The following is an 18,044-nucleotide window of genomic DNA, read 5'->3' on the forward strand; positions in this document are numbered from 1 at the left end:
CGACTCCTCAGCCGGCGATGTGGGCGGCGTACTCGTCCGCGGAGAGCAGGTCGGCCGGCTCCTGGGTGACGCGTACCTTGAACAGCCAGCCGCCCTCGAAGGGGACGGAGTTCACCAGCGACGGGTCGTTGACGACGTCCTCGTTGATGTCGGTGATCTCGCCGGTGACCGGCGAGTACAGGTCGGAGACCGACTTCGTCGACTCCAGCTCACCGCAGGTCTCGCCCGCCTCGACGGTGGAGCCGACCTCGGGGAGCTGGGCGTAGACCACATCGCCGAGCGCGTTGGCCGCGAACTCGGTGATGCCGACCGTCGCGACGCCGTCCTCGGCGGCCGACAGCCACTCGTGCTCCTTGCTGTAGCGCAGCTGCTGGGGGTTGCTCATGGCCTGAATTCTCCTGTACGCGCGGGAGTGCTGGTGAAGGGGGGACTGCTGGAGCTGCTCGTGAGCAGGGGGAAGTGCGCACGGTCACGTCCTCGGGACGTTCCGCGCCCAGTGTCTACTTCTGGCGCTTGTAGAACGGCAGCGCCACGACCTCGTACGGCTCGTGGCTGCCCCGGATGTCCACACCGACGCCCTCGCTACCAGGAGCGGCGTGGGCCGCGTCGACGTAGGCCATGGCGATCGGCTTGCCCAGGGTGGGGGAGGGGGCGCCGGAGGTGACCTCGCCGATCACCTGGCCGCCCGCGACGACGGGGTACCCGGCGCGCGGCACCCGGCGGCCCTCGGCGGCCAGGCCGACCAGGACCCGGGGAGGCTCGGAAGCGGCGCGCTCAGCGGCCTCGGCGAGCGCCTCGCGCCCCACGAAGTCGCCCTCCTTCTCGAACTTGACCACCCGGCCGAGACCGGCGTCGAAGGGGGTCAGCTCCGTGGTCAGCTCGTGCCCGTACAGCGGCATGCCCGCCTCCAGGCGCAGCGTGTCCCGGCACGACAGGCCGCACGGGACCAGGCCGACGCCCTCGCCCGCCTTGGTCAGCGCCTGCCACAGCTCCACGGCGTGCTCCGGCTTCACGAACAGCTCGAAGCCGTCCTCGCCGGTGTAGCCGGTACGGGCGATCAGCGCGGGGACGCCGGCGACGGTACCGGGCAGGCCGGCGTAGTACTTCAGGCCGTCCAGGTCGGCGTCCGTGAGCGACTTCAGGATGCCGGGGGACTCCGGACCCTGGACCGCGATCAGCGCGTACGCGTCACGGTCGTCGCGCACCTCGGCGTCGAAGCCGGCGGCGCGCTCGCTCAGCGCGTCCAGCACCACCTGGGCGTTGGAGGCGTTGGCCACGACCATGTACTCGGTCTCGGCCAGCCGGTAGACGATGAGGTCGTCCAGGATGCCGCCGTCGGCCTGGCAGATCATGGTGTAGCGGGCGCGGCCGACGCCGACGGAGGCGATGTTGCCGACCAGGGCGAAGTTCAGGAAGGCGGCCGCCTCGGCGCCGGTGACGGTGATCTCGCCCATGTGGGAGAGGTCGAACAGGCCGGCCTTGGTCCGCACCGCGAGGTGCTCGTCGCGCTCGGAGCCGTAGCGCAGGGGCATGTCCCAGCCGGCGAAGTCGGTCATCGTCGCACCGAGCGAGCGATGCAGCGCGTCCAGGGCGGTGTGGCGCGGCTCAATGGGTTCGGTACTGCTCATCGGTCGGTCGTCTCCCAGGGCATGACGGGCGAGGAACGTTCCTCCCCATCTGTCATCGGAACCTGAGAGGTTCGCCATGACCGTCACAGGGACGACCACGGCTTGCACCTTGGGTGGAGCCACTGTCACAGCGGCCCGCTTTTCAGATGTGCCTCGCCCGCGCGGTAACGGGGCCTGAGAGATTCAAGGGAGGGACTTGCTCCTTCGGCGCCCCAGTGGCTGGGGACTCTCCCGCGCGGATTCAAGCGGCCGGTATGCAGTTGGCGGGGCCATCATTGCACGCCGCGCCCCCGCCCGTCAGGGCCCGCATCTGTAACCGACCTGTGGCCGTACGCGCACCGAACAGCCGACCCTGTCCCATTACCTTCTCTTTACATACAGCGGGCATGGGTATGACCGAGCCAACAGGGGGAGGACGATCACGGTGAAGAGGACCCCGGCGTATGCCGCCACCGCCACCGCCACCGCCACCACGACCGGCGTCGCGGTGCCGCAGCAGCCCTCCGCCCCCGCTCGCGAGCACTGCGCGAAGCACCCCGTCCCGGTCGTCCGCGATCTGCGCGACCGGGCCGGCCGCGGCCCTCGCGCCCTGGTCTTCGGCCCCCGTGACGTCGTCGTGGTCACCGGCCTGCCCGGCAGCGGCAAGTCCACGCTGATGGACCGCTCGGTCTCCGGCCGCCGCATCGACTCCCAGGACGCCCGCGACCGCTTCGCGGCCCGCGTGCCCCGTGGCCTGCCGTACGCGCTCTACCGCCCCCTGGTCCGCCTCGCGCACTACGCCGGACTGCGCCGCGCGCTGCGCACCGAGGAGGGTGTCGTCGTGCACGACTGCGGCACCCAGGCCTGGGTGCGCGCGTGGCTCGCCCGCGAGGCCCGCCGCCGCGGCGGCACCCTGCATCTGCTGCTGCTCGACGTCACCCCCGAGACCGCCCGCGCGGGACAGCGCGAGCGCGGCCGGGGCGTCTCCCGCTATGCCTTCCGCCGCCACCGCCGTACGACCGCCCGGCTGCTCGGCGCGGTCGAGCGGGGCGAACTGCCGGCGGGCTGCGGCTCGGCGGTCCTGCTGGACCGGGCCGCGGCGGACACTCTGCACCGCATGGCCTTCTCCGGCTGAGCACGTCACCGGGCACGGGCACCGGACGCTGTCACAGCCACCCGCTAGCCTTCTTGCTCACACCAGTGGTTCCCAGCAGGCGGTAGGCAGATGGACTTCCCGGCGGACATTCCCGCGGACTTCCCGGCACAGGCGCACCCCCACCCGCACGGCGGTTGGCCCGGCAACGAGCTGGAGGAGGTGCTCTCGGCCTCCCTCGGCGTTCCCTCCGCGGGCGGCCGGATCATCGAGGTCCTCGGCCGGAGCTTTCTGTGGATACCCCTGCCCAACGGCGGAGGCCCGGACAGCGGCCCGCTCGACCTGCCCACGATGGACATCGGCGGCCAGGCATACGTCCCGGTGTTCAGCTCCGAGGAACAGTTCCGCCAGGCGGCCGGCTCCCACATGTCGTACACCATCGCCCCCGCCGTGGAGTTCGCACAGGGCCTGCCCCCGCAGGCGGGCCTGGCCGTGAACCCCGGCGGCGTGGTCGGCGTCCCGCTGCCGCCCGAGGCGGTGGCCGAGCTGTGCCGCGCGGGCCGCACCCCGCTCGACGGCCCCGGCACCGGTGGCCGGGTCCGTCTCTTCGAGCCCGACTGGCAGGACGACCCGGTCGACTTCCTCTCCGCCGCCTCCGCCGAGTTCGCAGGGACCGGCGTGGTCCTTACCGCCCGCCGCTGCCTCGCCGCCGTCGAGACGGCCGACCCGGTGATGTTCGTGGGTGTCGAACTCTCCCGGTGGGAGGGAGACCTGCGGGCCCTGCCGCTGGAGGCCCTGGGCAGGGCGCTCGGCAAAGTCCCGGTCAAGTGGCCGGTCAACCTGGTCCTGCTCGACGTCGCCCAGGACCCGGTGTGTGACTGGCTGAAACACAACGTCCGGCCCTTCTACCAGCACGGGCAGTGAAATCTCGCAGGGGTGCGGGGAACTGCGCGACGAGCCACGACGCCCCCGCACCCGCGCACGAACACGAGGGCCCCGAGCCACCAGGCGCTTAAGCTGTCCCCAAAACGCGGGGAACTCCCAGAAGGGCCGGTACGACAGGTGAGCGCGAGCCACAGCGGCAGCGTCGAGCACATGCTGCGCCAGGTCACGCCCGGACGCTACGACGCCTACGAGGCCCTGCTGCGCGCCCTCGCCACCCCGTCCTCGGGCCAGATCTGGATGCTTCTGTGGCACGGCCAGGCCGGTTCCCCGGACGCCCAGTACGGCGACATGGAGGTCGACGGCTTCCACTACGCCCCCTGTGTGACCTCCGCCCAGGAGCTTTCGGCAAGCGGCTGGAACCGGTCGTACGAGGTGGTCGACGGACTCGGCGTGGCCCGCACCCTCTACCCGGACCGCTACGGCCTCTGGCTCAATCCGCACGCCCAGGGCGGCGGCGTCGGCATTCCCTGGCTGGACCTGCGCCGCATCGCCACCGGCCTGGACCGCCAGCCCGCCGGCCCGCTCCGGCTCACCGAACCCGGCATCGAGATCCCGCAGTTCTACGCCCTGCTCGCGCAGAACGCCCATCGCACCCCGGCCCTGCGTTCGCTGCGCCGGGCCTGGGTGCAGCCGGCGCTCGGGGAGCCGTATCTCGCCCTCGGCCTGGACGTGTACGACACCTCTCCCGCCGCGGTCGACTCGGTGCGCGCCATGATGCAGCAGTCGGTCGGGGCGGTCCCGGAAGGGCTGCCGGTGTCGACGGTCGCGATGACCGACGACCACGACCCGGTGGTGATGTGGATGCGGGTCAACGCCCGCCCCTTCTACGACCGCGAGGCCCACGCGGCCCCGCCCCAGCTTCAGGCCCCGTCCCCGTCGCAGGCCCCGGCCGCCGGCTACGGCTACCCTCCGGTGCGCGGCGGCTACTGAGCAACTTCACCCCGCGCCACGTCCCTTGAGGGCGAGCGCGGAATCTGGACAGGTGACGTACTTCTTCGCGCGTAGACATGGACGGTACGTCCCGAACTGAGTGGAATTCACCGTCTTGTCCCAACTGGCCCGCGTCCGAGGGCCGTTACCCACTGTTCGGATAACGGAATCCCCTGCACTGCATCACGGTTGCGCATACTTTCGCCGTCAACTCTGGCGGGTGATCACGACGACGCTGAAGACTCGCGACTCAGACAGGAGGTCGAGACCTCCTGATCGATGGCAAGTCGACAAAGCCGCAATCCGCGGCAGGCGCAGGCCGGTCACCACCGGCGAGAGGGGTCGCTCACCGTGACCGCACCGATCGAGACCACCGGGGCGGCAGCCGAGGCACAGCCGGAGGCTGTGCTGGAGGGTGCCGGGAAGGGGCAGATCGAGGGTCGTTCCCTGGGCCGGATCGCCTGGACCCGGTTCAAGAAGGACAGAGTCGCCGTCGTCGGCGGCGTCATCGTGATCCTGCTGATCGCCCTCGCGATCCTCTCGCGCCCGCTGCAGGCCCTGCTCGGCCTCGACCCGAACGCCTTCAACCAGGACCTGATCACTCCCGACACCTCGCTGCCGAAGGGCGGTTGGGGCGGCATGAGCCTGGACCACCCGCTCGGCGTGGACCCGAAGTTCGGCCGTGACATCGCCACCCGTGTCCTGGAGGGCTCCTGGGTGTCGCTGGTGGTCGCCTTCGGCGCGACGATCCTGTCCAACGTGATCGGCGCGATCATGGGCGTCATCGCGGGCTACTACGGCGGCCGGGTCGACTCGATCATCAGCCGGCTGATGGACACCTTCCTCGCCTTCCCCCTCCTGCTGTTCGCCATCGCCATCTCCGCCACCCTGCAGGGCGGCGCGTTCGGCCTCAACGGACTGCCGCTCCACCTGAGCGTGCTCATCTTCGTCATCGGCTTCTTCAACTGGCCCTATCTGGGCCGGATCGTGCGAGGCCAGACCCTCGCCCTGCGCGAGCGCGAGTTCGTCGACGCCTCCCGGGGCATGGGCGCCAGGGCCCCGTACATCCTGTTCCGGGAGCTGATGCCCAACCTGGTCGGCCCGATCATCGTCTACTCGACGCTGCTCATCCCGACCAACATCCTCTTCGAGGCGTCCCTGAGCTACCTCGGCGTCGGCATCCAGCCCCCGCAGGCATCCTGGGGCGGCATGCTCCGCGAAGCGGTCACCTACTACCAGGTCGACCCCGAGTTCATGATCGTCCCCGGTCTCGCCATCTTCGTGACCGTCCTGGCGTTCAACCTGCTCGGTGACGGTCTCCGCGATGCTCTCGACCCGCGCAGCCGCTGACACCGGCCGCCGAGAGCCCGAAAATTTTCCAACAATGGAGGGGAAAGCGCCCATCATGCGAAGGTCAGCGCTGGCCGCGATCGCGGCCATCGGCTCCGTCAGCCTGCTTCTCGCAGGCTGCAGCAAGGCCGATGACAACAAGAACGAGAACGGCACCAAGTCGGCCGGGGCCAACGCCGCGACCAAGGGCGTCGTCAACGCGTCCGACAAGAAGGGCGGCACGCTCACCTACGAGCTGTCCGACGTCCCGGACTCGTTCGACCCGGGCAACACGTACTACGCCTACATGTACAACCTCAGCCGGCTGTGGGCCCGCCCGCTGATGACCTTCCAGCCCGGCGCGGGCGAGAAGGGCAACACCCTCGTCCCGGACCTCGCGGCGAGCAAGGGCGTCCCGAGCGACGGCGGCAAGACCTGGACGTACAAGCTGCGTTCGGGCCTGAAGTACGAGGACGGCTCGCCGATCTCCTCGAAGGACGTGAAGTACGCCGTCGAGCGCTCCAACTTCGCGCGTGACGTGCTCTCCCTCGGCCCGAACTACTTCCAGCAGTTCATGGCCGACGGCGACAAGTACAAGGGCCCGTACAAGGACAAGAGCGCCAAGGGCCTGTCCTCCATCGAGACGCCGGACGACACCACGGTCGTCTTCCACCTGAAGCAGGCCTTCCAGGAGTTCGACTACCTGGTCGCCGCCCCGCAGACGGCCCCGGTGCCCCAGGCGAAGGACACGGGCGTCGACTACGTCAAGCACATCATCTCCTCGGGCTCGTACAAGTTCCAGAGCTACGAGGACGGCAAGCAGGCCGTCCTGGTGCGCAACGACAAGTGGGACGCGAAGACCGACCCGCTGCGCAAGCAGCTGCCGAACAAGATCGTCGTCAAGCTGAAGGTCAACCCGGAGACCATCGACCAGGACGTCCTGGCCGGCGACGCGATCGACCTGGCCGGTACGGGTGTCCAGGCCTCCACGCAGGCCAAGGTGCTCACCGACGCCGACAAGAAGGCCAACACGGACAACACCTACGGTGGCCGTCTGGTCTACATGGCGATCAACACCCAGGTGAAGCCGTTCGACAAGGTCGAGTGCCGCAAGGCCGTGCAGTACGCGATCGACAAGGTCTCGGTGCAGACCGCCGAGGGCGGCCCGATCCGCGGTGACATCGCCTCCACGGTCCTGCCGCCGGACATCCCGGGCTACGAGAAGTCCGACGTCTACGCCAGCAAGGGCAACAAGGGTGACGTCGCCAAGGCCAAGGAGCAGCTGAAGGCCTGCGGCAAGTCGTCGATCTCGACGAACATCTCGGCCCGCTCGGACCGTCCGCAGGAGATCGACGCCGCCACGGCGATCATCAACTCGCTGAAGACGGTCGGCATCAACGCCACCCTCAAGCAGTACCCGTCCGGCAAGTACTTCACCGACTACGCGGGTGTGCCGAAGTTCACCAAGAAGCAGAACATCGGCCTGGAGATGATGCAGTGGGGCGCCGACTGGCCCTCCGGCTACGGCTTCCTGCAGCAGATCCTGAACGGCAAGGCGATCAGCCAGTCCGGCAACACCAACCTGTCGCAGTACGACAACAAGGACGTCAACGCCCTGCTGGGCAAGGCGATCGGTACCCAGGACAACACCGAGCGCAACAGCCTCTACACGCAGATCGACAAGAAGACCATGGACGATGCCGTCCTCGTCCCGCTGACCTACTTCAAGGTCCTGCTCGCCCGCCCGCAGAACTACACCAACCTGGTTTCCACGGCGGCCTTCAGCGGTCAGTACGACTACCTCAACATCGGCGTCGCGTCGAAGTAGCAGCCCCGGAAGGCAGGTGAAGGCATTGGTGCCCGCGGGCTTCGCGGCCCGCGGGCACCAGCGCCGGTCCCCGTGATCTCGTACATCCTCCGCCGGACGTTCGCGGCAGTGATCCTGTTGCTGGTCGTCTCCGCGGTCACCTTCGCCATCTTCTTCCTGCTGCCGCGGCTCGTCGGCCAGACAGCGGACCAGCTGGCGCAGCAGTACATCGGCAAGAGCCCGTCGCCGGCGGACATCGCCGCCGTCAAGCACAACCTCGGTCTGGACCAGCCCGTCTACGTCCAGTACTGGCACTTCATCAAGGGGATCGTGGCCGGCGCCACCTACGACCTCGGCCCCACCACGGTGCACTGCGACGCGCCCTGCTTCGGCTACTCCTTCAAGAACCACCAGGCGGTCTGGCCGGAGCTCACCTCACGTCTTCCGATCACCCTCTCGCTGGCCGTGGGTGCCGCCGTCCTGTGGTTGGTCTCGGGTGTCGTGGCCGGTGTCATCTCCGCGCTGAAGCCACGCTCGGTACTCGACCGGGGCTTCATGGGCATCGCGCTCACCGGCGTCTCGCTGCCCATGTTCTTCACGGGCAACCTGGCGATCCTGCTCTTCGAATACCAGTGGCCGATCTTCGGCAAGACCTACGTCCCGTTCACCGAGAACCCCTCGCAGTGGGCCAACACCCTCTTCCCGGCGTGGTGTTCGCTGGCCCTGCTGTACTCCGCCATCTACGCGCGGCTCACCCGCTCGGGCATGCTGGAGACGATGAACGAGGACTTCATCCGCACGGCCCGCGCGAAGGGCCTGCGGGAGCGCACCGTCGTCACCCGGCACGGACTGCGCGCCGCCCTCACCCCGATCATCACGGTCTTCGGCATGGACATCGGCCTGCTGCTGGGCGGTGCCGTGATCACGGAGTCGGTGTTCTCGCTGCCCGGCATCGGCCAGTACGCGGTGCAGGGCATCACCGACAACGACCTGCCCAAGATCCTCGGCGTGACCCTGCTCGCCGCCTTCTTCGTCGTCTTCGCAAATCTCCTGGTGGACGTGCTCTACGCCGCCGCCGACCCGCGGGTGAGGCTCTCGTGACCGAACTCTCCAAGACCGGCGCCGCGGTGGGCGAGCCCACCTCCACCCGCAAGGCGCCCGAAGCCTTCCTCGAGGTCCGCGACCTCAAGGTGCACTTCCCGACCGACGACGGTGTGGTCAAGTCCGTCGACGGGCTGAGCTTCTCGCTGGAGAAGGGCAAGACCCTCGCCATCGTCGGTGAGTCCGGCTCCGGCAAGTCGGTCACCTCGCTGGCCATCATGGGCCTGCACCGGCTCGGCGCGCGCGGCAAGAACGTGCGGATGTCCGGCGAGATCTGGCTCGACGGCAAGGAACTGGTCGCCGCCGCCCCGGACGAGGTGCGCAAGCTCCGCGGCCGCGAGATGGCGATGATCTTCCAGGACCCGCTGTCCGCGATGCACCCGTACTACAAGATCGGCGAGCAGATCGTCGAGGCCTACCGGGTGCACCACGACGTCAGCAAGAAGGTCGCCCGCAAGCGCGCCATCGAGATGCTCGACCGCGTCGGCATCCCCGAGCCCGCCAAGCGGGTCGACGGCTACCCGCACGAGTTCTCCGGCGGTATGCGCCAGCGCGCCATGATCGCCATGGCGCTGGTGAACAACCCCGAGCTGCTCATCGCGGACGAGCCGACCACCGCCCTCGACGTGACCGTCCAGGCGCAGATCCTCGACCTGATCCGGGACCTGCAGAAGGAGTTCGGCTCCGCGGTCGTCATGATCACGCACGACCTCGGTGTGGTCGCCGAGATCGCCGACGACGTCCTCGTGATGTACGGCGGCCGGTGCATCGAGCGCGGTCCGGCCGACGAGGTCTTCGAGCAGCCGCAGCACCCCTACACCTGGGGCCTGCTCGGCTCGATGCCCCGCATCGACCGCGAGACCTCCGAACGGCTCATCCCCGTCAAGGGCCAGCCGCCGAGCCTCATCAACGTCCCCTCGGGCTGCGCCTTCCACCCGCGCTGCCCGTACGCGGACATCCCCAAGGGGAACGTCACCCGCACGGTGCGCCCCGAGCTGGAGCAGGTGAGCACCGGGCACTGGTCCGCCTGCCACCTCCCGGCCGAGGACCGTGAGCGGATCTGGACCGAAGAGATTGCGCCGAAGCTGTGAGTGAGACCAAGAAGACGGATGAGGCCGCGGCCGTGATCCCGCAGCAGGCGCCGGCCCCCGAGGACGCCCCGGCGGAGCGCGAGGTGCTGCTCAGGGTCGAGGGCCTGACCAAGCACTTCCCGATCAAGAAGGGCATCCTCCAGCGCCAGGTCGGGGCCGTGAAGGCCGTCGACGGCATCGACTTCGAGGTGCGCAAGGGCGAGACCCTGGGCGTGGTCGGCGAGTCGGGCTGCGGCAAGTCGACCATGGGGCGGGTCATCACCCGGCTGCAGGACCCGACCGGCGGGAAGATCACCTTCGAGGGCCAGGACATCACCCGGCTGTCGGCCGGTCAGATGCGTCCGCTGCGCCGCGACATCCAGATGATCTTCCAGGACCCCTACGGCTCCCTGAACCCCCGTCACACCATCGGCTCGATCGTCTCGGCGCCCTTCCGGCTCCAGGGCGTGGAGCCGGAAGGCGGGGTCAAGAAGGAGGTCCAGCGGCTTCTCGAACTGGTCGGTCTGAGCCCCGAGCACTACAACCGCTACCCGCACGAGTTCTCCGGCGGTCAGCGCCAGCGCATCGGCATCGCCCGCGCGCTCGCCCTGAAGCCGAAGCTGGTGGTGGCGGACGAGCCGGTCTCCGCGCTGGACGTGTCGATCCAGGCGCAGGTCGTCAACCTCATGGACGACCTCCAGCAGGAACTCGGCCTCACCTATGTGATCATCGCGCACGACCTGTCCGTCGTCCGGCACGTCTCGGACCGGATCGCGGTGATGTACCTCGGGAAGATCGTCGAACTGGCCGACCGCACCTCGCTGTACGAGGCGCCGATGCACCCGTACACCAAGGCGCTGATGTCGGCCGTGCCGGTGCCGGACACGAAGCGCCGGGGCGTCAAGAGCGAGCGCATCCTGCTCCGCGGCGACGTGCCCTCGCCCATCGCCCCGCCCTCCGGCTGCCGCTTCCACACCCGGTGCTGGAAGGCGACGCAGATCTGCAAGACGACCGAGCCGCAGCTCGTGGAGCTGAGGCCGGGTCAGCGGGTCGCCTGCCACCACCCGGAGAACTTCGCCGATCAGGCACCGCAGGACACGGTCCTGCTGGCGGCGGCGAAGGCGGCGTCGGAACTGGTGCCGGATGCCTCCGGCGGTTCGGCGGCGGACGAGAAGCCGGTGTCCGAGGAGGCGGCGGTTTCTGCGGAGGCGGCGTCGGAGGACGCGGCGGTTTCTGCGGAGGTGGCGTCGGAAGAGGCGGCGGTTTCTGCGGAGGCGGCGTCGGAGGACGCGGCGGTTTCCGAGGAGGCGGCATCGGGAGCGGCAGCGGCTTCTGAGGCAGCGGCGGCTTCTGAGGCGGTGGCCGTGTCCGAGGAGGCGTCGGCGTCGGAAGAGGCAGCGGCGTCGGAAGAGGCAGCGGCTTCTGAGACGGCGGGGGCTCCGGAAGCGCCGGCCGTGTCCGAGGATGCGGCGTCGGAAGAGGCGGCGGCCTCCGGCGAGAAGACCGGTCCCGGTGCGAAGGTCTCGACCGAGAAGGCCGTGCCCGCGGCCGACGGTCCGGCCGAGGAGCCCACCGCCGCCACCGGCGGCGCCACCGACGCCCCCTCCGAGGAGCCGGAGGCCGTCGCCGAGGAGACGGCGCGCCGGGCCGGGACCGACTCCCAGGAGTCAACCGGCAAGTAGCACATGACGACTGGGCAAAGTCATGTACATGCCTGAGCGGGAGAGTGCAGAGTCGTCCGTGTCCGACCACTGATCGGCACACGCTCGAAAGGGACGACTCATGGCACTCTCCCGTTCGGCACGTTTCGGCTCGCTCGCCACCGCGGCGGCCTCCTTCCTCGTCATCTCCGCCTCCGCCGCCCCGACCCCGGGCGCCCCCGGCATCGGCGACCCCTACTTCCCGCAGCTGGGCAACGGCGGTTTCGACGCCCGCCATTACGACCTGGACATCGCCTACGCCCCGGACACCGGCCGCCTGGACGGCCGCACGACGCTCACGGCCCGCGCCACCCAGAAGCTCTCCTCCTTCGACCTCGACCTGCAGCAGCTGCAGATCACCAAGGTCGAAGTCAACGGCAGACGCGCCCGGTTCACCCGCGACGGCGACGAGATCACCGTCACCCCACGCACAACCCTGCCCAAGGGCCGCGACTTCACCGTCTCCGTCACCTACGGCGGCGTTCCCGAACCCCTCGGCGGCCCCATCGTCTTCGGTTCGAAGTACGGCTGGATGAAGACCGGCGACGGTGTCTTCGTCGCCTGCGAGCCAAACGCCGCCTCCACCTGGTTCCCGTCCAGCGACCACCCCGCCGACAAGGCCACCTACAACATCCGGATCAAGGCACCCAAGGGGCTGACCGCCGTCTCCAACGGCCGGCTCCTGTCGACGTACGACAAGGGCGGTTCGACATACACCCACTGGCGCGAGCGCAGGCCCATGGCCACGTACCTGGCGACCGCGACCATCGGGAAGTTCGACGTGCGCACCGGGCGGACCCCTGGCGGCACTCCGATCTACGTCGCCATCGACCCCGTACTGAAGAACAGCAACAGCGTCGACGTGTACGCCGTCACCGCCGCCGCCACCGACTACTGGTCGCAGGTCTTCGGGCCGTACCCCTTCGAGGAGACAGGCGCGATCGTCGACGACATGCCCGAGGCCGGGTTCTCGCTGGAGGTGCAGAGCAAGCCCGCCTACTCGGCCGTGCGCAACGAGACGACCATCGTGCACGAGCTGGCCCACCAGTGGTTCGGCGACTCGGTGAGCGTGGCGCGGTGGAAGGACATCTGGCTCAACGAGGGCTTCGCCACCTACGCCCAGTGGCTGTGGGCGGAACACCAGGGCACCCGCTCGGCGCACGACTCCTTCCGGGCCGGTTACGACTCCCGCCCCGCCGACTCCGCCTTCTGGCAGATCAAGGTGGCCGACCCGCAGCGGGACACGATGTTCGCGTCCGCCGTCTACCAACGCGGCGCGATGACGCTCCAGGCGCTGCGCGAGCGGATCGGCGACACCGCCTTCTTCAGGCTGCTGCCCGCCTGGACGAAGCTCCACCGGTACGGCAACGCGAAGACCGCCGACTTCATCCGGCTCGCCGAGCACATCAGTGGTCAGCAGCTGGACGACCTGTTCGGCGCCTGGCTCTTCACAACAGGGAAACCTGCCCTGTAGGCCTGGCTTTGTAAGGTTCAGGCACTCCGACGGGTGAGAATGTCAGGGTGCAGCTCCAGCAACTCTTCAGTCCCTCCGTCCAGCACACGCTCGATGTCATCGGCATCTTCGTGTTCGCGATCTCCGGCGCGCTGCTGGCCGTCCGGAAGAACTTCGACGTCTTCGGCATCGCCGTCCTCGCCGAGGTCACCGCGCTGGGCGGAGGGCTGTTCCGCGACCTGGTCATCGGGGCCGTCCCCCCGGCCGCCTTCACCGACCTCGGGTTCTTCCTCACCCCGTTGCTCGCCACGCTCGTCGTCTTCTTCCTGCACCCGCACGTGGAGCGCATCCAGGCGGCGGTGCTCGTCTTCGACGCGGCCGGCCTCGGCCTGTTCTGCGTCAGCGGTACGACGAAGGCGTACTCCTACGGCCTCAACCCGACCGCGTCCGCCACCCTGGGCCTCGCCACCGCCGTCGGCGGCGGTGTGCTGCGGGACGTGCTCGCCAACGAGGTCCCGTCCCTGCTGCGCTGGGACCGCGATCTGTACGCGGTCCCAGCGATCGTCGGCGCCACGATGGTCGCTCTGTGCATCCGCTACGACGCCCTGTCCCCGCTCACCAGCGGGCTCGCGGTCGTCACGGCTTTCGTGCTGCGGCTGCTCGCGATGCGGTTCCACTGGCGAGCGCCGCGCGCCTGGAACCGCCGTTCGACCGTGACCGAGGAGTAGACCCGGTGGATCCGGCCGCGGTCCCCGTGGATCCGGCTGCGGTCCTGGTGAGGGAACCGGTGGCGCCGGTCGGGGAGCGGTCCCGTCCCTCGGCGTGGTTCCGGCCCGTCTGCAGGGTCAGCCAGCGGAAGGCCGCCGGGACCTGCGGCCGCCACAGCGCCATGGTGTGACCGCCCGCGCTGCGCGGCAGGAACACCACGTGCACGGTCGTCGGCGCCTTGGCGACGGACTCCAGGGCCACACCCGCCTGGTAGCCGTCGCCCGGCTCGCCGGACACGTACAGCGCGATCCGGGGCGGTACGGCCGCCTTCTTCAGCAGTAGGTAGGGATTGTTCTCGGCGCGCAGCGCGGGGTTCTGCGCGGCCAGCGAACCGCGCTCGCCGATCGGGTCGTTGTAGCCGGACATGCTCACCGCCGCCCGGTAGCGGTCGGGGTGGGCCACGGCCAGCTTGACCGCGCAGTGCGCGCCCGCCGAGTACCCGGCCACCGCCCAGCCCCGCGGCGCCGGCTGGGCCCGGAAGTTGTCCATGACCATCTTGGGCACGTCGATGCTGAGCCAGCTGTCGGCGTTGACCTGGCCCGTGACGTTGGCGCAGCCGGTGTCGACGCCGGCCAGCAGGTTGGTGCGCGGGGCGACCAGGATGAACGGCGCCACCTGCCCGCTCCTCATCAGCGGCAGCAGCTGCTCGTGGGCCTTCATCGCCCCGAACCACGCCTTGGCCGAACCGGGGTAGCCCGGCAGCAGCTCCACCACCGGGAACTTCCTGTGCCGGTAGGCCGGGTCGTCGTACTGCGGCGGCAGCCAGACGTAGACCTCCGCGTTCACGCCCGAGACGCGGCCCTTGAGCTGGGTGACCCGCACTCCGCCGGCCGCGCGCATGCCGGGCCCGTCGGCCGCCGTGAAGGTCTGCTCGACCTTGGGCAATCGTTTCACCGAGATCCCGCCGGTGCCGTCCCGGCCGAGGTCCGCGGCCTGCTGGACGTGGTTGCCGGTTCCGAGCAGGTCGGCCCAGTCGTCGTACAGGTTGTTCTGGTTGTTGACCAGGACGAAGACCAGTGTGACGGCCGTGCCCTGGGCGAACAGCAGCATCAGCACCCGCGCCGCCATCCGCAGGGGCCTGGGCCCGCGCATCCGCGACCACAGGACGAGTGGCAGGATGAGGGCGGCCACGGACAGCACGATGGCCGTGTAGAGGAACGGCGTCCCGGTGAGGCTCATGTCCCCATAGAGGGCGATCCCGGGTCCCGGGTTGTGGACGTGTCCTGACACTTACCGAGAAATTGCCGGGACCTCGCCCGCAGGCCGCCATCGGGCCGATCGGCCGCGCCGGATCCGGCCATGTGGTCGGTTCCGCAAAAAGCTACCGCTTAGTAATTTCCTGTTGTACCGTTCATCCATGCCAGAAGCAGCTTCCGCCCCTGCCACGCGGGCCGTGATCGGCGACAGCGAGTTCGACCGTGACACGGCGGTCACCCGGCGCGCAACCGGTGTCTACGACATCGACCTCTCGGCCGGCTGGACCATCATCAACGCCGTCAACGGCGGCTATCTGCTGGCCGTGCTCGGCCGGGCCCTCGCGGACACCCTCCCGCACCCGGACCCCTTCACCATCTCCGCGCACTACCTGACCGCCTCCCAGCCGGGTCCGGCGGTCATCCGAACAGAGACGGTCCGCACCGGCCGCACCCTCTCCACCGGCCAGGCCTCGCTCTTCCAGTTCGACGACGAGGGCAACGAGGTCGAACGCATCCGCGTCCTCGCCTCCTACGGCGACCTCGCCACCCTCCCCGACGACGTCCGTACGACGGCCGCCCCGCCCGCGATCCCGCCGCCGGACCAGTGCTTCGGCCCCGACGACTCTCCTGCCCCGATCCCCGGGAGCTCGGCCATCACCGACCGGCTGATGCTCAAGCTGGATCCCGCCACCCTCGGCTGGGCGCTCGGCGCACCCTCCGGCAAGGGCGAGATGCGCGCCTGGTTCGGCCTCGCCGACGGCCGCGACGCCGACCCGCTGTCGCTGCTCCTGGCCGTGGACGCGCTTCCGCCCACCGCCTTCGAGATCGGCCTCAAGGGCTGGGTGCCCACGGTCGAACTCACCGTCCACGTCCGCCACCGGCCGGCCCCCGGCCCACTGCGTGTGTCGATCACCACCCGCAACCTGGCCGGCGGCTTCCTGGAGGAGGACGCCGAGGTCTGGGACAGCGAGGACCGCCTGGTCGCCCAGTCCCGTCAGCTCGCCCGGGTCAGGCTCGGATGAGCGGCGCGCGGCCCGTCCAGGCCGCCAGCTGCTCGTAGGAGCCCGCCTCTTCGGGGGTCTCCCGGCGGGCGTCGAAGGGCGTCTCCTCGTCGCGCGGCCGGGAGTCGGGCAGCACCCGGCGGGCGGTGGCGAGCGCGAACTCGGCGAGCGCGGAGTCGAGTTCGTGCGGGTGGCCGAGGGCCTCGGCGAGGTCCCAGGTGTGCGTGACGATCTCCATCACGTAACCCGAGAGCGCCGCGTGGCCGGGGACCTCACCCCAGGGCACGCGCACAGGGGCCGTCATCCGCTCGTCGCCCTCCCACGCCTTCAGGACGCGGACCCGTACCTCGTCGTAGGCCGCCGCCCAGCCGTCGTCCTCGACACCCTCGGCGATCGGGCGCACGGCGAGCCCGTCGCCGCCCTCGCCGACGACCGCGATGCGCCGGGTGCCGCCGACGACGTGGCTCAGCAGGGCCCGTACGTCGAACTCCGTACAGGGCGTCGGGCCGTCGAGCTGCTCGGGTCGCACCGTCTTGATGAGGGCCGCCGCCTGCTCGGTGGCGCGGGCGTAGACGGGGCGCGGGTCGGTGAAGCCGGTGGTGGTCATGGTGTACCTCTCCGTCGGTGGTCGGTACGACGAGGTTCCCGGGATAACCTGACAACTTCCGTCAACATTTGCGCGGACACGGCGACGGCGGGATCCTGGGGGCGTGAAGTCAGACCGGCTGCTGTCGATCCTGCTGCTCCTGCAGACCCGGGGCCGCGTCCCCGCCCACGAACTCGCCGACCGGCTCGAGGTGTCGGTCCGCACCATCTACCGGGACATCGAGGCGCTGTCGGCCTCCGGCGTCCCGGTCTACGCCGAGCGCGGCCGGCACGGTGGCATCGAACTCCTCGCCGGTTTCCGCACGGACGTCACCGGGCTGACCGCCGACGAGTCCCGCGCCCTGTTCATCCTGGCCGCCCAGGGCGCCCACGCCGCACTCGGCCTCGACGCGGCCCTCGGCTCGGCCCTGCGCAAGGTGATGGCCGCGCTGCCGGCGCCGCACCGCCCCGCCGCCGAGGTGACCAGCCGCCGCATCCTGGTCGACGCCACCCGCTGGAAGAGCGGCCCGCAGCAGACCGTCGACCTACAGGTGCTGCAGGACGCGGTCTTCTCCGACCGGCGGCTGAGACTGCGCTACCGGCACAGCGGGGAACGGGAGCTGCGGACGTACACCGTGGACCCGTACGGCCTGGTCGCCAAGGCCGGCGTCTGGTACCTGGTCGCCGACCGGCGCGGCGCACCGCGGCTGTTCCGCGCCGACCGGGTGGGCTCGGCCCGGCTGCTGGACGAGCCCGTACGGCGTCGCGACGGAGCCGAACTCGCCGATGTCTGGAAGGTGCTGCGCCGCCAGGTGGAGGAGAGGGAGGACGGGATCGAGGTCACCGTGCGGGTCCGGCGCGAGTATCTCGACATGTTCCAGCGGATGGCCGCTTCACAGCTGGCGGCCCCACCCGACGACGACGGCGAGAGCGCCTGGGTCACCGCCCGGCCGTCGTACCCGGTGCTGCGCGCGGTGCGCCAACTCCTCGCGTTCTCCGACCGGGTGGAGATCCTCGACCCGCCCGAGGCCCGCGCGGAACTGCTGGCGGGCGCCCGCTCCGTCACGGCCCTGTACCAGGAGGCGAGCCCGTCTCGCGGTTCTGGGAGCTGACCTCCGACGCATGCCCGTCTTCTTCTGCCGTCGCCCTGCGGGCCGCGTCCCCGCTGCCGCCTACCGTCTGCGGCTCAGGCGACTCCTCCTCCGTCAGCGGCGCCTCCGGTCAGCCACAGGCCTGTCGGGCGCCGCCGTCCGGAACACCGACGGGCGCTGCGCCCGGCCGGTCCGGTGGGCTCCCTCCGGCGCGCCCTCGGGAGCGCCCACGGCCGGGCCGACCGGCACGTGGGACACCGGCGGGCGGTGCGTCCGGCCGGTCCGGTGGGCTCCCTCCGGCGCGCCCTGGGGAGCGCCGCGGCCGGGCCGATCGGCGCGCCGAGCACGTCCGGCGGCACGTCTGGCGG

General features: G+C 70.2%; 16 protein-coding genes and 2 riboswitches. Of the genes, 12 read left to right on the forward strand and 4 right to left on the reverse strand.

Annotated elements, in window-relative coordinates; genetic code table 11:
- Positions 1–7: 7 nt before the first annotated feature.
- Together gcvH and gcvT are read right to left on the reverse strand one after the other, a co-directional pair.
- The gene (gcvH, locus tag AC07C1_RS31230) at positions 8–385 is read right to left on the reverse strand and encodes a glycine cleavage system protein GcvH (protein WP_478944431.1); all 378 of its coding nucleotides are present in this window, start codon (positions 383–385) and stop codon (positions 8–10) included.
- Between the two features lie 115 nt (positions 386–500).
- Entirely contained in the window at positions 501–1,628 is a 1,128-nt protein-coding gene (gene gcvT, locus AC07C1_RS31235) for a glycine cleavage system aminomethyltransferase GcvT (RefSeq protein ID WP_478944432.1), read from the reverse strand.
- A gap of 39 nt (positions 1,629–1,667) precedes the next feature.
- Positions 1,668–1,780, reverse strand: a riboswitch (glycine riboswitch).
- Positions 1,781–1,872: riboswitch (glycine riboswitch) on the reverse strand.
- Between the two features lie 180 nt (positions 1,873–2,052).
- On the opposite strand from gcvT, the gene AC07C1_RS31240 reads away from it, so the two are divergent.
- From AC07C1_RS31240 to AC07C1_RS31285, 10 genes are all read left to right on the forward strand, one after another.
- On the forward strand, positions 2,053–2,742 hold the full coding sequence (locus tag AC07C1_RS31240) for an AAA family ATPase (protein ID WP_478944434.1): 690 nt from the start codon (positions 2,053–2,055) through the stop codon (positions 2,740–2,742).
- Positions 2,743–2,832: 90 nt separating this feature from the next.
- Complete coding sequence (locus tag AC07C1_RS31245) at positions 2,833–3,624, forward strand: enhanced serine sensitivity protein SseB (protein WP_478944436.1); 792 nt, start codon at positions 2,833–2,835, stop codon at positions 3,622–3,624.
- Between the two features lie 171 nt (positions 3,625–3,795).
- Positions 3,796–4,575: an enhanced serine sensitivity protein SseB C-terminal domain-containing protein gene (locus AC07C1_RS31250; protein WP_478944572.1), complete on the forward strand. Its 780-nt coding sequence runs from the start codon at positions 3,796–3,798 to the stop codon at positions 4,573–4,575.
- 351 nt (positions 4,576–4,926) lie between these two features.
- Positions 4,927–5,925, forward strand: coding sequence for an ABC transporter permease (locus AC07C1_RS31255; protein WP_478944438.1), 999 nt, complete (start codon positions 4,927–4,929; stop codon positions 5,923–5,925).
- A 55-nt stretch (positions 5,926–5,980) separates the two neighbouring features.
- A complete protein-coding gene (locus AC07C1_RS31260) occupies positions 5,981–7,732 on the forward strand; it encodes an ABC transporter substrate-binding protein (RefSeq protein WP_478944440.1) in 1,752 nt (583 codons plus the stop codon).
- 72 nt (positions 7,733–7,804) lie between these two features.
- Entirely contained in the window at positions 7,805–8,812 is a 1,008-nt protein-coding gene (locus AC07C1_RS31265; RefSeq protein ID WP_478944442.1) for an ABC transporter permease, read from the forward strand.
- Positions 8,809–9,903: an ABC transporter ATP-binding protein gene (locus AC07C1_RS31270; protein ID WP_478944444.1), complete on the forward strand. Its 1,095-nt coding sequence runs from the start codon at positions 8,809–8,811 to the stop codon at positions 9,901–9,903. Before AC07C1_RS31265 ends, AC07C1_RS31270 begins: the two co-directional genes overlap by 4 nt.
- Complete coding sequence (locus AC07C1_RS31275; protein WP_478944446.1) at positions 9,900–11,564, forward strand: ABC transporter ATP-binding protein; 1,665 nt, start codon at positions 9,900–9,902, stop codon at positions 11,562–11,564. Before AC07C1_RS31270 ends, AC07C1_RS31275 begins: the two co-directional genes overlap by 4 nt.
- Before the next feature lie 100 nt (positions 11,565–11,664).
- The gene (locus AC07C1_RS31280; RefSeq protein WP_478944447.1) at positions 11,665–13,056 is read left to right on the forward strand and encodes a M1 family metallopeptidase; all 1,392 of its coding nucleotides are present in this window, start codon (positions 11,665–11,667) and stop codon (positions 13,054–13,056) included.
- Positions 13,057–13,103: 47 nt separating this feature from the next.
- On the forward strand, positions 13,104–13,763 hold the full coding sequence (locus AC07C1_RS31285; RefSeq protein ID WP_478944449.1) for a trimeric intracellular cation channel family protein: 660 nt from the start codon (positions 13,104–13,106) through the stop codon (positions 13,761–13,763).
- On the opposite strand, the gene AC07C1_RS31290 is transcribed toward AC07C1_RS31285, so the two are convergent.
- The gene (locus AC07C1_RS31290) at positions 13,672–14,982 is read right to left on the reverse strand and encodes an alpha/beta hydrolase (RefSeq protein WP_478944451.1); all 1,311 of its coding nucleotides are present in this window, start codon (positions 14,980–14,982) and stop codon (positions 13,672–13,674) included. The two genes, AC07C1_RS31285 and AC07C1_RS31290, sit on opposite strands and share 92 nt — an antisense overlap.
- Before the next feature lie 178 nt (positions 14,983–15,160).
- On the opposite strand from AC07C1_RS31290, the gene AC07C1_RS31295 reads away from it, so the two are divergent.
- On the forward strand, positions 15,161–16,021 hold the full coding sequence (locus AC07C1_RS31295; protein ID WP_478944452.1) for a thioesterase family protein: 861 nt from the start codon (positions 15,161–15,163) through the stop codon (positions 16,019–16,021).
- Here AC07C1_RS31295 and AC07C1_RS31300 read toward each other — a convergent pair.
- Positions 16,008–16,607: a TIGR03086 family metal-binding protein gene (locus AC07C1_RS31300; protein WP_478944454.1), complete on the reverse strand. Its 600-nt coding sequence runs from the start codon at positions 16,605–16,607 to the stop codon at positions 16,008–16,010. The genes AC07C1_RS31295 and AC07C1_RS31300 overlap by 14 nt on opposite strands.
- A 103-nt stretch (positions 16,608–16,710) precedes the next feature.
- Between AC07C1_RS31300 and AC07C1_RS31305 the strand changes: the two genes are divergently transcribed.
- A complete protein-coding gene (locus tag AC07C1_RS31305) occupies positions 16,711–17,697 on the forward strand; it encodes a helix-turn-helix transcriptional regulator (RefSeq protein ID WP_478944456.1) in 987 nt (328 codons plus the stop codon).
- Positions 17,698–18,044 lie beyond the last annotated feature (347 nt).

This window comes from Streptomyces sp. NPDC045022, assembly GCF_056432605.1.